Below are 13829 nucleotides of genomic sequence, written 5' to 3'. Positions count from 1 at the left end.
ATCGACCATGTTTCCCCCGTACTCTCCGGCACTTCTCATGATGCCGATCGTAAAGCCCGTTCCGTTGCGTTCAGGCGGCACTGCGCGGCGATGTCGCCTGCATTGCCGAGTTGCTCGCAATCGTCGATGAGTTGCTCGAGCCGATGCGCGCGGTCCTCACCGAGGACTGCGGCTGCCGAGCTGCGAAAGCGTGCGCGAATATCCGCAGGTGTTGCGGCAATGACGTCGGGCAGAGCGTGCCGGATGGTCCGGCCGTCGCGCAGCTGCACGGACACTTCCGCACCCTGCTTGCCGGGGAAGGCGGCGGTGAAGCCGGCGTCAGCCTTGAGCTCGGTCACCGAGATCAGGCGGATGACGTCGGCATCGTCGAGCTCGGCGTAATTGTCTTCCTCGATCTCGCCCCGCGCCAGCGTCGCTGCGACGCTGAAGGGAATGCTCATCTTGGCCTGAAGCGCATTGCGGTAGGGACCTATGGAGTCGCAGCCGGGGTAGCGAACGGCGGCATCCGGCGCGCGAATGACGACCCGGTCGATCTCCTCCGCGCTGGCGAGTTCGTGCGAAACGCGTAGCGCCGCTTGCGCGGCGGTCTGCGCGAAATTGCAGGCCGGCACCGGCTTGTTGTAGACGGCCATGATCTCGCACTCGCCATTGGGGAAGAGCGCGATGCTGTCCGGCGCGGCCTGGCGGCGATAAGCGGCGAACAGGCCGGCTTCACCCTCCAGTATGGTTTCCGAGCCAAAGGCGCCGGCTGCGGCCAGGCCAATTGCCTTGATCGCATTGCTGGCTGCAAAGCCCGGATGGAAATACATGTCGGAGCCACCGGTATGCGGCCACTCGTTGAGTCCGCTGGAGGTATTGGCCGCGATCGCGATCGCGCTGGTGGCCTGGTCCTCGGAAAGGCCGCGTGCAAAACTTCCCGCGAGCGCGGCGCCCAAGGGGGCCACGAGGCCGGTCGGGCGATAGAGGCGAGCGAGGTCCGAGGTCAGCAGCGCGCGGCCGATCCTTGCGCCGGTCTCATAGCCGATGATGGCGGCCGTCAGCAGTCTGGCGCCGTGCAGCGGCGCCTGTTCGGACAGCGCGAGAAGGGCCGGCCAGATCACCACGCCGTGGTGCGCGATGCTGGCCGCATGCATGTCTTCGCGCACGAGACCGTGCCCAATCACCGCATTGGCGAAAGCTGCATCGACCGGCGAGGAGAGTTGCGACGTCCCGATGATCGTTGCGCTGTCGCCGGCTTGCGCGATCGCAATCGCCTGGCGGCTCCAGGGATGATGGCCCGCCTCGAAGGCGCAGGACAGGAAGTCGAGCAGGCAGAGTTTTGCCTTGGCGATGATTTCCGGCCCGAAATCTCCGAGATCCCGCGCGAGCACGCTCCGCGCCATCTGGCGCGCGAGCGGCATCTTGCCTGATCTTGACGGGCCCGTCGTCATCGCGGGTCGTTCTCCCCTGGCTTGTGCGATCAGCCGCGCATCTCGACCCCGGCCCACTCTTCGAGCACCTTGGCGATCGAGGTGAAGTCGGATGAGGCGCCGTATTTGGCATTGGTGATCGCCAGCATCTGCCGCACCACCGCGCCGCAGACCATCGGCACGCCCATCGCCTCGGCCTCGTCCACGCAAAGACGGACGTCCTTGTAGGAAAGTCCGGTGGCGAAGCCGAAATCGAAGGTGCCGGGCAGCACCGCGCGGGGGAATTTGTCTTCGGAGGCGCTGTTGCGGCCGCTGCTGGCGTTGATGATGTCGATCAGCACTTTTGCGTTGACGCCGCCCTTGACGCCCATCGCGACGGCTTCCGAGGTGATGACGAGCGCGGCTGCTGCCATCAGATTGTTGGCGAGCTTGGCGGTCTGCGCCACGCCCGGCTTGTCGCCGGTGTAGAACAGCTTGCCGAAGTTCTTCAGGATCGGCTGCACGGTGTCGTAAGTCGCCTGCGGGCATGAGACCATCACCGCCAGCGTGCCGTTGACGGCGCCCTTGATGCCGCCGCTCACGGGCGCATCCACCAGCGTCATCCCCTTGGCCTTCAGGCCTTCGGCAACGAACTTCGCTGCGCCGGGCCCAGACGTCGAGAGATCGATGACGATCTTCGTACGGTTGCCGCTGCTGATGCCGTCCTGGCCGAGCGCAACGGCCTTGACGATGTCGGGCGTCGGCAGGCTGGCGAGCACGATGTCGGAGCGTGAAGCGACGTCGGCCGGCGAACTGGCGAGCAGTGCGCCGCGCTTGACCAGCGGCTGAGTCGCCTCGACCTGCGTGTCATAGACGACGAGCGAATAGCCCGCGTCCATCAATCGTCCCGCCATCGGGCCGCCCATGCGGCCCGTGCCGATTACGCCGAGAATCTCTCCCGCCATCGTCTACTCCCTGTCGCGCGATCCCGTGACGGGCGCGCCTTCTTCATCTCGTTGGTCGAACGCGTTCGCCGGCCGGCCGTCTCGGCCGCCGTCGTCGTGGCAGCGGGGATCCCGCGCCAACGGGCCGGATTGTTATGATTGTCAGACAAGCTGTCAAGCATAACATTTAGGGTCGACAGTTTGCCGCGGATCGGCATAAGGTTCGGGAAAACGAGGAAGACGCTCCGCGTGCCGCAAGTCCCAATTCCGAGTGTGAGCAAGACGCTCGCCGATTTCGTCGCTGCTTCGTCCTGGGCGGAGGTGGAGGCGCAGAGCCTTGAGGCGCGTCGATCGATTCTCAATTTCTTCGCGACGGCGCTCGGCTCCGCGCGCGATCCCGTGGTCATCTCGGCGATGCGCACGCTGTCGCCGTTCAGCGGGGCCGCGACATCGACGGTCATAGGTCACTCGCAGCCGATGGATGCGTTGTGTGCGTCATTTCTCAATGCCATCTCGGCCAATTTGCTCGACTTCGACGACACCCATCCCGAGACGATCATTCATCCCGCCGCGCCAGTTGCTGCGCCGATATTGGCGCTTTCGGAGATGCGCAAACTGTCGGGCCGGGAGGTGTTGACCGCATTCATTCTCGGCGTGGATGTGGAATGCCGCATCGGCAATTCAGTCTCGCCGCGCCACTACGCGCGCGGCTGGCACATCACCTCGACCTGCGGGATTTTTGGCGCGGCGGCGGCGTGCGCGAAACTACTGGGCTTGCCCGCGGAGGGGATTGCGAATGCAATCGGGCTCGCGGCGAGCCAGTCGGCGGGGAATGTCGAGAACCTGCCCAGTGCAGCCAAGAATGTCAGCGTCGGCAACGCGGCGCGGAACGGATTGTTTGCAGCACTGCTTGCGCAGCAGGGCTATGAAGCGGCGCCCCGCGCCATCGAAGGCCCGCTCGGCTGGGCGCGCACCATGGGAGACGAGCCCGATATTGCTTGCCTGCTCGATGGTCTCGGCAAGACCTGGGAGATCGCGAAGAACACCTACAAGCCTTATCCCGCCGGCATCGTCTTTCACGCGGTGATCGACGCCTGCCTCTCATTGCGCGAGCGCATCGGCGGGCGGGTCGACCAGATCGAGCTGGTGACGGTGCAAGGCTCGGCGCTGCTGCTTGCCCGCGGCGATCGCCCGGTCAACAGCGAGCGCGATGCGCGCGTCAGCATCCATCATTGCGTGGCATGCGGATTATTGCTCGGCAGGGCCGGGGTCGCCGAGTTCGCGCATGAGGCGGTGGTCCGGCCCGATATCGTGCAGCTGCGGCAGAAGGTGAGGGCGGAGCTGGACGGCGAGATGCGCGATGGCGCCGCGCGCGTGACGTTGCGACTGTCGTCCGGTGAGGTCCTCACCGAGACCGTCATTTCGCCGCGTGGCAGTCTCGCCGCACCGCTCACAGATCGCGACATCGAGGCCAAGCTGCGCGATGGCGTGCGGACCGGTCGAAGCGATTGGGATGCGGACCGTGTCATCGACGCCATCTGGCGGCTCGACGCGGTGGATGACGTCGCCACTCTCCTGCAATCGCTGCGACCGGCATCGCGCTAATCAACTTCCAACCAAACTCTCTCAAGACCTGAAAGGGACGATCATGAGCAAGACCGAACTGTTCGAAAAAGGCCTCAAGGTTCGCAAGGAGGTGCTCGGCGAGGGCTACGTCAACAAGTCGATTGCCGGCGCCGACGAGTTCACGCGCACCATGGCGGAATGGTCGACCGAATTCTGCTGGGGTGCGCTGTGGACGCGGCCCGGCGTCGACCGTCGCACGCGCTCGATCGTTAATCTGGCCATGCTCGGCGCGCTGAACCGGCCGCATGAGCTGAAGCTGCACGTCAAGGGCGCTCTGAAGAACGGGCTGACCAAGGAGGAGATCAAGGAGATCCTGCTCCAGGTCGCGGTCTATTGCGGCGTTCCCGCCGGCATCGACGCCTTCCGCAATGCGCGCGAGGCCTTCAATGAGGTCGACGCGGCCGGTTCCTGAGCGAATCCCATGGCTGACCCGGACTACGAGCTCTTCGCCATCCGCTACGCAACGCGGGATGCGCAGCGGAGCGAGCACTTCATCGGCGGCGACCCGCATGACGGGCCGATGCCGATGGACTATTTCATGTGGCTGGCGCGGGGAGGCGGGCGCAGCTTCGTCATCGACACCGGCTTCAACGCGGAAGTGGCCAGGCAGCGCAGGCGGAATTTCCTGCGCTGCCCGGTCGAGACGCTTGCCGCATTCGATATCGACCCTGCCGACGTCGGGGATGTGATCCTCACGCATCTGCACTACGACCACGTCGGTAATTTCGACCGGTTTCCGAACGCGCGATTTCATCTGCAGGAACGCGAGCTCGCCTATGCCACCGGGCGCTATATGCAATATCCGCGGCTGTCGCATTCGTTCGAGGTCGAGGACGTCTGCGGGATCGTGCGGCTGAATTACGCACGCCGGGTGCTGTTCTACGACGGCGATGCCGAGATTGCGCCCGGGCTGACGGTGCATGCGGCGGGCGGGCATTCTGCCGGTCTTCAATTCGTCCGCGTCAACACACGCCGCGGCCCTGTCGTGCTCGCTTCCGACGTCAGTCATTTCTACGAGAACATGACCAGCGAGCGTCCGTTCACGACGGCGTTTCATGTCGGCGACATGCTTGTCGGCTTCGACAAGCTGCGCGTCGCGGCGCCCAGCGCGGACCACATCGTCCCCGGCCATGATCCGCGCGTCATGACGCTCTACCCGGCGCCAAGCCCGGAGCTGAATGGGATTGCGGTTCGCCTCGACGTGGCGCCGACCGCAACGCCGGCGTAACCGCGCGTCGCGGGTTCCAGGTCTGCCTCTGCACCGCGGCGGTTCGGAACCAAAGCCATCGCCTTCGCATTCGCAATGGATCGCCGAATGCTTGACGGTGGAGGACGATGAGGGACAGCACGTCGGAAGTGGCCGAGGTCAGGGAGGCCGTTCACCTCTGCATCGACATGCAGAACATTTTCGCCCCCGGCGGTCTGTGGGCGACGCCATGGATGGAGCGGGTCCTGCCGGCGATCGTCTCGATCGTCGCGCGCCACCAGGCCAGAACCATCTTCACGCGCTTCATCACGCCGCAGGATCCGGAAGACCGTCCCGGCCAGTGGCAGCGCTATTTTCATCGCTGGAGCCAGGCAACGCGCAAGCATCTGCCGCCATCCGCGCTCGAGCTCGTGCCCGCGCTGAGCAAGTTCGTTCCGCCGGCTGCCATGATCGACAAGCCGGCCTATTCGGCTTTCAGCAATCCCGCCCTCGCGGGCCGGCTGATCGACAAGAACGTCGGTACGGTCGTGATCTCGGGCGCTGAGACGGATGTCTGCGTGCTCTCGACGGTCCTGAGCGCGGTCGATCTCGGCTTCAGGGTCGTCATCGTCGAGGACGCCTTGTGCAGCTCGTCCGACGTCGGGCACGACGCGCTCATGACGATGTACCGCACCCGCTTTCACGGCCAGGTTGACCTGGTGACAACGGAAGAACTGGCCGAGTTCTGGCGGGAGTAGGAGGCGATGCGCTCAATTGACGTTGTCGGCGAGCATGTTGCGGACGGCCGTGGCGACGGCCGAAATGCCGCTCGCATCGTGCATCAGCGCGATCTCGCCCTGCTGGGCGTGGCGAATGGCATGCGCCATGATGCGGAGGCGCGGGTCTCCGCTACTCCGCCACATCCGGTCGGCCATCCTGACCGCGCCCATGTGATGCTTGCTCATGGTCTCGACGAACACCGCGTCGAACCGGTCTGCCGGCGCGGCCTTGACCTGTCGCATCTCGGCCTGAGTCAGGAAGCCCGGCATGGCGGCACGCTCTTCGGTGCTGCAGTCGGGCATCTCCGTGTCGAACCAGCTCAGCCACCAGTTCTCGAAGATCCGGCTCTCGCCAGCCTGGCTCGCGACCATCAGCATCGCGAGCTTGCGCAGATGCGGGTCCTGGGCGCGCTCCACGGCGATCCGGGCCAGCTCGATGCCCTGGGCATGATGCGCCGTCATGTGACGGATATAGGTCTGGTCCGCATCCCTGTCGCGGCCCATCCAGGGCGGCTCGTAGCCGTGGCTGCCGAATAGCGCGATCACGCCGAGCAGGGCCATCACAGCCAGCGCACCGGTGATCCAGGCATTGGTGAAGCGGATGTCGCGCTCCGCTGCAGCGCCGCGTTTCCAGCGCAACCGGGCGAACAGGGGATACATCAGGGCCGAGGTGCCATGAACGAGCAGGCCGATCCAATAGGGCTGCTGCAGCGTGAACAGCGGCTGCCAGAACGGAAACAGCGGCACCAGCACTAACCATTCCGTGGCCGACGAGAACGCGGCCCAGGGCAGCGCGAGCAGCAGGATGGTCGCCGGCCGCAAATCGGCGGTCCAGCGTCCGAGCACACCGAAGAACACCAGCGCCCAGGAAAAATCCGCCCATTGATGGAAGGCGATCCCGGTCAGGACCGCACTCCATGACGGCTCCGCGCTGATCGCCCAGTCGCGCGCGGGAATGGCGGCGACCGTCATCCAGTCGACCGCGGCATCGCGGCCGATCCGCGCGGCGAACAGCTGGCTGACGATGGTCGAGAAGGTGCTGCTGATCAGGCCGAGCTCGGCGGCGGCAATCCAACGCGAACGTCGTCGTCTCCCCGTGACCCGCGACAGGCCTTCGTCAGTGCGCCGCGCTGCATTGGCAAGTGCTGGTCGCGGCTCTGCGTTCACGTCAGCTGCTTGAGCTTCTTCAGCGGGTTGAGCTTGCTCGGCTTGTCCTGTTCGTCACGGCCGCGCTGGGCCTCGGCCTTGCCGTCATCGTGCAGATCCTGGTCGCCGATGATCTCGCCGACGGCTTGCATGGTCTTGCCGACGATGCGTTGCTGAAGTCCCTTTGTCTTGCCCATGGCTTGTCTCCGAATGGCTGTCTCCCAAGGTGACCTGCCTCCCAGACCCACGCCGCTAACCCCGGCGCCTGAAGGGGCGGTGAGCGCCGGGGTTGCGGTTTCGTGCAGTCTGCCTCCGGCAGGGGGGACGTCGGAGGCGTTGATCAGACTCTCTGACGCGCGGATGGTTCCTCGCGGCTTTCAGCGCGGATCGAGCGCAATGATCACGCCTTCATTGCCCCGGAGCAGGATGGACGCGTCCGGCAACGGCTCCGGCGGCCGGTCCAGATGCGTCGACATCAGCAGGCGGCCGCGACCCAGCCAGTGCCATTTGCGCGGCTCGGCGGCAATGTTGAGCGCGACCAGAAATTCGTTGCGCCCGTCGGTCCGCTTGTAGGCGAGAACGTCGTTCTGCGCGCGCAGCGGCTCGTGTCCGCCGTGATGCAGGCCCGCATGCTCGCGCCGCAGCGTGATCAGCGCGCGAAACAGCGCCAGGATCGAATGCTCGTCGCGCCGCTGCCCGGCAACATTGGCCGCGCCATCCGGGGGCTCCAGCGGCAGCCACGGACGGCCCGTGGTGAAGCCGCCGTCGGGACTGTCATCCCATCGCATCGGTGCGCGCTCGGGATCGCGGCAGAGGCCATATCCCGGCACCAGCCTCTCGAAAGGATCATGGACGCGGTCGGGTGGAATGGGCACGCGCTTGCGGCCGATCTCGTCGCCCATGAAGAGGAACGGCGTTCCCCGCAGCGTCATCAGCAGCATCGCCAGCACGCGCATCTGCGCCTCGCCGATCTTGCTCGCGACCCGCTGCTTGTCGTGGCCGCCGATGACCCAGACCGGCCAGGCGTGCTCGGGGATGGCGTTGAAATACGCATCGATCGTTGCCTGCAGCGAGAGAGCGTCCCATTGCGAGTCGAGCAGGGCGAAATTGAGCGGCAGATGCAGGCGCGGCTTGTCGTTGCCGTAGAAATGGCCGATGCGGTCGGTCTTGCCCTGGACTTCGCCGCAGAGCATGCGTCCCCGATAGCCGTCGATCACCTCGCGGATGAATTCGATGCAATCCATCGTCTCCGGCCGGTCGTCGGTGAAGACGGGCGTCTGCCGCTGTGGCGGCGGCTTGCCTCCGGCCGCCGGATTCGGCGGATTGTCGCGCAGCAATTCGTCCTTGATCAGGACCGCGCTGGCATCGACGCGGAAGCCGTCGACGCCGCGGTCGAGCCAGAAACGCATCACGCCCGCGATCGCGCCGCGCACCTGCGGATTGCGCCAGTTGAGGTCGGGCTGCTCGACCAGGAAGGAATGATAATAATATTGCCGCCGCGCCTCGCACCATTCCCAGCCGCTGCCGCCGAAGCGGCTCAGCCAGTTGTTGGGCGGCCCGCCGTTCTCGGCCGCATCGGCCCAGATGTACCAGTCGGCCTTGGCGCTGGCGGGCGAGCTGGAGCTCTCGACGAACCATTCGTGATCATCGGCGGTGTGATTGGGGACGAGGTCGAGGATGAGCCGGATGCCTTCGGCGTGCAGGGCTTCGAGCAGCCGGTCGAAATCCTCGAGGCTGCCGAAGGCAGGATCGATCGCGCAATAGTCGGAGATGTCGTAGCCGAGGTCGCGGAACGGGCTCTTGTAGATCGGCGTCAGCCAGACTGCGTCGACGCCGAGCCATTTCAGGTAGTCGATGCGCGACAGCAAGCCGGCGAGATCGCCCTTGCCGTCGCCGTTGGAGTCCTGGAAGGAGATCGGTGCGATCTCGTAGACGACGGCGGATTCCCACCACGCAGCTTTATCACGGGACTCGACGCTCATCGCCTTGCTTCACCTCATTATCGGCGGGCGCTGCGATCTGCCTGGCCGCCGTTCTGACGCTCTCGATGCCCTTGGGGAAGCCGCTGCGGTTCGGATACAGCTTGCGCCGTGCCTCGCGCGGCGGCCGCCTCGGCCTAGTGTCCTGCGCGGCGCGGTAGTCGAGCATGGCGATGCCGCCGACCATCAAGAGCGCCAGCGCGATGTTGCCCTTCTTGGGATTGTCGGCTGTCAGCCCCGACAGCAGCGCGGCGGCATCGAGACCGTCGCCGCCGACGCGGGCCCACAGGCCGGCGTTCTTGTCGACCGACAGCGACATGATCCCGGCCAGGATCTCGCGCACGCCGAAGGCGCGGACCATGGTCTCATGGCCTTCCATGCCCAGCGTTTCCGTGACGCGTCTCGGCGCGAAGAATTCGACGACGCCAAGGCCGATGCTGAACCAGCCGAGCGCGCGGGCGAGCTGATCTTCAGGCCGCTTCAGGCTCGGCCCGCCCTCGACGATTTTCGGATCGCCCTTGGTGCGGACGATGTTGGAGAAATGAAACATGGCTTGCTCCTTCAGGGCCTCAGCACGACCTTGACGCAGGAATCGCGCTTGTCGCGAAACACCTGGTACATCTCCGGTCCTTGTTCGAGCGGGACGGTGTGGGTGATGACGAAGGAGGGATCGATCTCGCCCTCCTCGATGCGGCGGAGCAGGTCGTCGGTCCAGCGGTTGACGTGGGTCTGGCCGGTCCGCATCGTCAGGCCCTTGTTCATGAAGGCGCCCATCGGAAGCATGTCGGACAGGCCGCTGTACACGCCGGGCACCGAGATGATGCCGCCGGGCCGGCAGACATAGATCATCTCGCGCAGCACGTGGGGCCGGTCGCTTTCCGCCATCACCATCTGCTTGGCGCGGTCGAGCAGCGTGTCGGGCAGGGAGGCCATCACATGCGATTCCATGCCGACGCAGTCGATGCACTTTTCCGGTCCCCTGCCGTCGGTGAGCTCGTTCAGCCGTTCCACCACGCTCTCGGTCTCGAAGTTGATGATGGTGGCGCCGCCGGCTTCCGCCATGCTGAGCCGCTCGGGCAGGCAGTCGATCGCGATGACTTGATTGGCGCCGAGCAGGATGGCGCTGCGGATCGCCATCTGCCCCACGGGACCGCAGCCCCAGATCGCGACGGTGTCGGTGGGCTCGATGTCGCATTGCACGGCGGCCTGCCAGCCGGTCGGGAAGATGTCGCTGAGGAACAGCAGCTGCTCGTCTGGAATGCCTGGCGGCACCTTGATGTGGGTGGCATCGGCATAGGGCACGCGGAGATATTCGGCCTGGCCGCCTGGATAGCCGCCGGTCAGATGGGTGTAGCCGAACAGGCCGGCCGTCGTGTGTCCGAACACCTTGTCGGCCAGATGGCGTTTGCGGTTGGTGGTCTCGCATACGGAAAAATTGCCGCGCTTGCACTGGTCGCATTCGCCGCAGATGATCGTGAAGGGCACGACGATGCGATCGCCCTTCTTCAGCTTGCCGTCGACGCCGGAGCCGACCTCGACCACTTCGCCCATGGTCTCGTGGCCCATGATGTCACCGGGCAGCATGCCCGGGATGAAATTGTGGAAGAGGTGCAGGTCGGAGCCGCAGATCGCGCAGCTCGTGACCTTGATGATGGCATCGCGCGGGTCCTGGATCTCCGGATCGGTGACGGTGTCGCAGCGGATGTCCTCCTTGCCGTGCCAAACCAGCGCCTTCATCCTTCCGTCCTCCCGACTGAACCAGTTGGCCATCTAAGTCGAGGGGTGAACGATGGTTGCTATCGCCGCGCGCAAATTCTTCGCACTGCACTGGCTGGCGCAAAGCGCGACGCGGATAGGAACGAGCGCGCGGGACATTGATTGGGCGTGATCAACGTCAAGCGAGGACACGCTCATGCCCGCCAATCAACTCGCAATCGTCACCGGTGCTTCCACCGGTATCGGCCTGGAACTCGCAAGGTGCTGTGCCCAGGCGGGATTCAACCTCGTCATCGCGGCTGACGAGCCGATGATCGAGCGGGTGGCGGTCGATCTGCGCAGGCTCGGCGTCAGCGTTGAGCCCGTCGAGGCCGATCTCGCCACCACCGGGGGCGTCGACAAGCTCTGCGCCGCGGTCGGCGACAGGCCGATCGACGCGCTGCTGGCCAATGCCGGAATCGGGCTCGGCAAGGCGTTCCTCGATCAGGATTTTGCCAGGGTCAGGCACCTCGTCGACACCAACATCACCGGCACGCTCTATCTGATCCATCGCGTCGGTAACGAGATGCTGCGGCGCAAGTCCGGGCGCATCCTGATCACGGGCTCGATCGCCGGCTTCACGCCCGGCAGTTTCCAGGCGGCCTATAACGCCAGCAAGGCGTTCCTGGACTCATTCTCGTTCGCGCTGCGCGAGGAATTGCGTGACAGCGGCGTCACCGTCACCTGCCTGATGCCGGGCGCCACCGATACCGAGTTCTTCCGCCGCGCCGGGATGATGGACACCAAGGTCGGCACCGAGCAGAAGGACGGCGCCTACGACGTCGCCAAGGCGGGGTTCGATGCGATGCTGCGCGGCGAGTCCGATGTCGTCACCGGGCTGAAGAACAAGATCCAGAGCACGGTCGCCAACGTCACGCCGAACGAGATGCTGGCCAAGCAGCATCGCAAGATGGCCGAGCCGGGAACGGCGAAGTCGTAGGGCGATGTCGTCGCAACTTCCGCGGCGAAGCCCGGCTGAACCGGCGGACTGACAAAAGGAGGAAAGCCGATTCACATAGCCTAATGCGCGGCGGCCCCGAAGCGGTCACATTGCCCGGGCTGGAAAGGGGGCTGCGATGGCGATGGATCGCATCGAACAGGCCTTTGTCGCGACCGCGATCACGGGTTTTCTCGTGATGGTGGCGGCATTTACCTGGATGATGATGAGCTGACGCGGAAAGGCTTGCCGTCTTGCGCGTCGCGCTACCTTACGCCGCCGTTGTGTTGTGCCTGGCGGTGACCGCCTGGCTCGCCTTCGCGCATCTGTTCTGATTGTCTGCGAATCTGCAAATCAGCCGTCGCGCCCGCCGGCGGGGTGCAGCGGGTGCGGCGTTCCTGCTCGAGCTCGTCGCGTAGGCGCAGTGCACTCACGAGATGGTCACTGCTGCGCAGCAGCGCCATGGCCTCGCGAACCAGCTCGTGCGAATGGCTGAGCAGTTGCTTGTCGATGTTGGTATCGGGTGCGTAGATCATCGAACGTCACTCTCGTTTGCGAGAGGCGGTGGTGATGCTGCATCGCATCATCCCGGTTGACCACCGACGAGGCTTGCAAGGTTGTCCGCCATGGCCGTGATGTCGATCGGCTTCTCCCAGAGCGGCACGTCCTGGAATTCCGCCCCGATGCTGATCCTGTCATAGCCCGTGGTGAACACGAAGGGCACATGGCGCGCCCTGAGCTCCCGGGCGATCGGAAAGATCGGCGCGGCGCGGATGTTCACGTCGAGCACCGCGGCATCGAGAACGCCGCCATCGTGCAGCATCTCGACCGCATCCTCGATATGACCGACCGGACCTGCGATTTCCGCGCCCAGCGTGCGCAGCGCGTTGCCGATGTCATCAGCGAGAAAATATTCATCCTCGACCACGAGGATGCGGCGGCCCTTCAGTGGCGCGCGTTGACGAGATGACGTGGGCGGCACGGACATGATCCCTCCGGCGTTCCCTCCTCGATATTTGGAACATAAGGCCGGAGGGCGCCTTGGTGCAAACGATACAACCGAAGGCGGGTTCCATGAGCAACCGCGATATCATCGTCATCGGGGGCTCGGCCGGAGCGACCGCGCCATTGAAGCAGATCCTGGGTCATCTTCCCGCGGATTTGCCGGCTGCCGTCTTCGTCGTCCTGCACATTCCGGCGCAGGGCATCGGCATCCTATCGACGGTCGCCAGCAGTGCCGGGCCGCTTCCAGTGCGCCAGGCCGAGAACGGCATGAAGATCGAGCCCGGCCAGGTCTATCTGGGTGCGCCGGACCATCATCTGCTGTTGGCGGAGGATCGCATCTTCCTCGGGCGCGGGCCGCGTGAGAACATGGCCCGGCCGGCGATCGACGCCCTGTTCCGATCGGCGGCGCTCCATCATGGGCCGCGCGTGATCGGCGTGCTCCTGAGCGGTCTATTGTCCGATGGCGCGGCGGGCCTCAACGCCATCAAACGCTGCGGCGGAATGGCGGTGGTCCAGGACCCCGCGGACGCCATATCCGACGAAATGCCCAGGCGCGCGATGGAGGCAACCACCGTCGATCTCTGCGTGCCCGGCGCCGGCATGGGCGACGTCCTGTCCGACCTCGTCAGGGAGCAGGCCGGAGCGGTTTTGCCGATTCCGCCCGAGATCAGGCTCGAGGTCGAGATCGCAGCCGGCGACCGGATCGGCAGCGATAATCTCTCTGCGATGGCTGACCCCGTTGCGCTGACTTGCCCGGCCTGTGGCGGCGTCATGTCCGAGATCAAGGAATCGCGCCCGCTGCGTTTCCGCTGCCAGGTGGGCCACGCCTATACGGCCGATGCGCTGGCCAAGGAGCAGGAGGGGCGGGTGGATGAGGCCTTGCGGGTCGCGCTGCGCATCATCGAGGAGCGGGCGGAACTGGTGCACCGTATGGCCTCCGATGGCCGCCGCAGCGGCCGGCTTGCGGTCGCCGAGATGTACGGGGCGCGCGCGGCCGAGTACCGCGAATATGCCGACATGATCCGGCGCGTCGTGCTACAGTCGCTCGATCCTCCTGTAGGCAAACGGGAGACGTGAAGACTCA

General features: G+C 65.4%; 15 protein-coding genes. 6 read left to right on the top strand and 9 right to left on the bottom strand.

Annotated elements, in window-relative coordinates:
* Positions 1–35: 35 nt before the first annotated feature.
* Together GGD62_RS33655 and GGD62_RS33650 are read right to left on the bottom strand one after the other, a co-directional pair.
* Positions 36–1430 (bottom strand): MmgE/PrpD family protein, encoded by a 1395-nt coding sequence (locus GGD62_RS33655; protein WP_183712486.1) that lies wholly within the window; start codon positions 1428–1430, stop codon positions 36–38.
* Positions 1431–1459: 29 nt separating this feature from the next.
* A complete protein-coding gene (locus GGD62_RS33650; protein ID WP_092260026.1) occupies positions 1460–2353 on the bottom strand; it encodes an NAD(P)-dependent oxidoreductase in 894 nt (297 codons plus the stop codon).
* 228 nt (positions 2354–2581) lie between these two features.
* Here GGD62_RS33650 and GGD62_RS33645 point away from each other — a divergent pair, with 228 nt between their 5' ends.
* The 4 genes from GGD62_RS33645 to GGD62_RS33630 all read left to right on the top strand — a co-directional run bounded on the left by GGD62_RS33645 (position 2582) and on the right by GGD62_RS33630 (position 5902).
* Positions 2582–3937, top strand: coding sequence for an MmgE/PrpD family protein (locus tag GGD62_RS33645; protein WP_183712484.1), 1356 nt, complete (start codon positions 2582–2584; stop codon positions 3935–3937).
* A 43-nt stretch (positions 3938–3980) separates the two neighbouring features.
* A complete protein-coding gene (locus GGD62_RS33640) occupies positions 3981–4370 on the top strand; it encodes a carboxymuconolactone decarboxylase family protein (protein WP_183712482.1) in 390 nt (129 codons plus the stop codon).
* Positions 4371–4379: 9 nt separating this feature from the next.
* The gene (locus GGD62_RS33635; protein ID WP_183712480.1) at positions 4380–5186 is read left to right on the top strand and encodes an N-acyl homoserine lactonase family protein; all 807 of its coding nucleotides are present in this window, start codon (positions 4380–4382) and stop codon (positions 5184–5186) included.
* A gap of 107 nt (positions 5187–5293) precedes the next feature.
* Positions 5294–5902, top strand: coding sequence for a cysteine hydrolase family protein (locus tag GGD62_RS33630; protein WP_183712478.1), 609 nt, complete (start codon positions 5294–5296; stop codon positions 5900–5902).
* Between the two features lie 12 nt (positions 5903–5914).
* Here GGD62_RS33630 and GGD62_RS33625 read toward each other — a convergent pair whose 3' ends face one another.
* The 5 genes from GGD62_RS33625 to GGD62_RS33605 all read right to left on the bottom strand — a co-directional run bounded on the left by GGD62_RS33625 (position 5915) and on the right by GGD62_RS33605 (position 10785).
* Positions 5915–7090 carry a DUF305 domain-containing protein gene (locus tag GGD62_RS33625; RefSeq protein ID WP_183712476.1) on the bottom strand — a complete coding sequence of 392 codons (1176 nt, stop codon included), beginning with the start codon at positions 7088–7090 and terminating at the stop codon, positions 5915–5917.
* A complete protein-coding gene (locus tag GGD62_RS33620) occupies positions 7087–7266 on the bottom strand; it encodes a CsbD family protein (RefSeq protein ID WP_183712474.1) in 180 nt (59 codons plus the stop codon). The genes GGD62_RS33625 and GGD62_RS33620 overlap by 4 nt, the downstream gene beginning before the upstream one ends.
* A gap of 180 nt (positions 7267–7446) precedes the next feature.
* The gene (locus GGD62_RS33615) at positions 7447–9051 is read right to left on the bottom strand and encodes an alpha-amylase family glycosyl hydrolase (protein WP_183712472.1); all 1605 of its coding nucleotides are present in this window, start codon (positions 9049–9051) and stop codon (positions 7447–7449) included.
* Complete coding sequence (locus GGD62_RS33610) at positions 9032–9598, bottom strand: hypothetical protein (RefSeq protein ID WP_018320612.1); 567 nt, start codon at positions 9596–9598, stop codon at positions 9032–9034. The genes GGD62_RS33615 and GGD62_RS33610 overlap by 20 nt, the downstream gene beginning before the upstream one ends.
* Before the next feature lie 11 nt (positions 9599–9609).
* Positions 9610–10785 (bottom strand): zinc-dependent alcohol dehydrogenase, encoded by a 1176-nt coding sequence (locus tag GGD62_RS33605; protein WP_018320611.1) that lies wholly within the window; start codon positions 10783–10785, stop codon positions 9610–9612.
* A gap of 175 nt (positions 10786–10960) precedes the next feature.
* Between GGD62_RS33605 and GGD62_RS33600 the strand changes: the two genes are divergently transcribed.
* A complete protein-coding gene (locus GGD62_RS33600; protein ID WP_183712470.1) occupies positions 10961–11743 on the top strand; it encodes an SDR family oxidoreductase in 783 nt (260 codons plus the stop codon).
* 263 nt (positions 11744–12006) lie between these two features.
* On the opposite strand, the gene GGD62_RS33595 is transcribed toward GGD62_RS33600, so the two are convergent.
* A complete protein-coding gene (locus GGD62_RS33595; RefSeq protein WP_183712468.1) occupies positions 12007–12276 on the bottom strand; it encodes a hypothetical protein in 270 nt (89 codons plus the stop codon).
* Between the two features lie 47 nt (positions 12277–12323).
* A complete protein-coding gene (locus GGD62_RS33590) occupies positions 12324–12728 on the bottom strand; it encodes a response regulator (protein WP_183712466.1) in 405 nt (134 codons plus the stop codon).
* An 86-nt stretch (positions 12729–12814) separates the two neighbouring features.
* Between GGD62_RS33590 and GGD62_RS33585 the strand changes: the two genes are divergently transcribed.
* The gene (locus GGD62_RS33585) at positions 12815–13822 is read left to right on the top strand and encodes a chemotaxis protein CheB (protein WP_183712464.1); all 1008 of its coding nucleotides are present in this window, start codon (positions 12815–12817) and stop codon (positions 13820–13822) included.
* Positions 13823–13829 lie beyond the last annotated feature (7 nt).

It is taken from the genome of Bradyrhizobium sp. ERR14, from assembly GCF_014198235.1.
Lineage (GTDB): Bacteria > Pseudomonadota > Alphaproteobacteria > Rhizobiales > Xanthobacteraceae > Bradyrhizobium.
This window is presented reverse-complemented; position numbering and strand designations above follow the sequence as displayed.

Excerpts from the sequence above, each read along its gene's own strand:
- GGD62_RS33655 (WP_183712486.1), bottom strand. The coding sequence starts at position 1,430 with ATGACGACGGGCCCGTCAAGATCAGGCAAGATGCCGCTCGCGCGCCAG.
- GGD62_RS33650 (WP_092260026.1), bottom strand. The coding sequence starts at position 2,353 with ATGGCGGGAGAGATTCTCGGCGTAATCGGCACGGGCCGCATGGGCGGC.
- GGD62_RS33640 (WP_183712482.1), top strand. The coding sequence starts at position 3,981 with ATGAGCAAGACCGAACTGTTCGAAAAAGGCCTCAAGGTTCGCAAGGAG.
- GGD62_RS33635 (WP_183712480.1), top strand. The coding sequence starts at position 4,380 with ATGGCTGACCCGGACTACGAGCTCTTCGCCATCCGCTACGCAACGCGG.
- GGD62_RS33630 (WP_183712478.1), top strand. The coding sequence starts at position 5,294 with ATGAGGGACAGCACGTCGGAAGTGGCCGAGGTCAGGGAGGCCGTTCAC.
- GGD62_RS33620 (WP_183712474.1), bottom strand. The coding sequence starts at position 7,266 with ATGGGCAAGACAAAGGGACTTCAGCAACGCATCGTCGGCAAGACCATG.
- GGD62_RS33615 (WP_183712472.1), bottom strand. The coding sequence starts at position 9,051 with ATGAGCGTCGAGTCCCGTGATAAAGCTGCGTGGTGGGAATCCGCCGTC.
- GGD62_RS33610 (WP_018320612.1), bottom strand. The coding sequence starts at position 9,598 with ATGTTTCATTTCTCCAACATCGTCCGCACCAAGGGCGATCCGAAAATC.
- GGD62_RS33605 (WP_018320611.1), bottom strand. The coding sequence starts at position 10,785 with ATGAAGGCGCTGGTTTGGCACGGCAAGGAGGACATCCGCTGCGACACC.
- GGD62_RS33600 (WP_183712470.1), top strand. The coding sequence starts at position 10,961 with ATGCCCGCCAATCAACTCGCAATCGTCACCGGTGCTTCCACCGGTATC.
- GGD62_RS33595 (WP_183712468.1), bottom strand. The coding sequence starts at position 12,276 with ATGATCTACGCACCCGATACCAACATCGACAAGCAACTGCTCAGCCAT.
- GGD62_RS33590 (WP_183712466.1), bottom strand. The coding sequence starts at position 12,728 with ATGTCCGTGCCGCCCACGTCATCTCGTCAACGCGCGCCACTGAAGGGC.
- GGD62_RS33585 (WP_183712464.1), top strand. The coding sequence starts at position 12,815 with ATGAGCAACCGCGATATCATCGTCATCGGGGGCTCGGCCGGAGCGACC.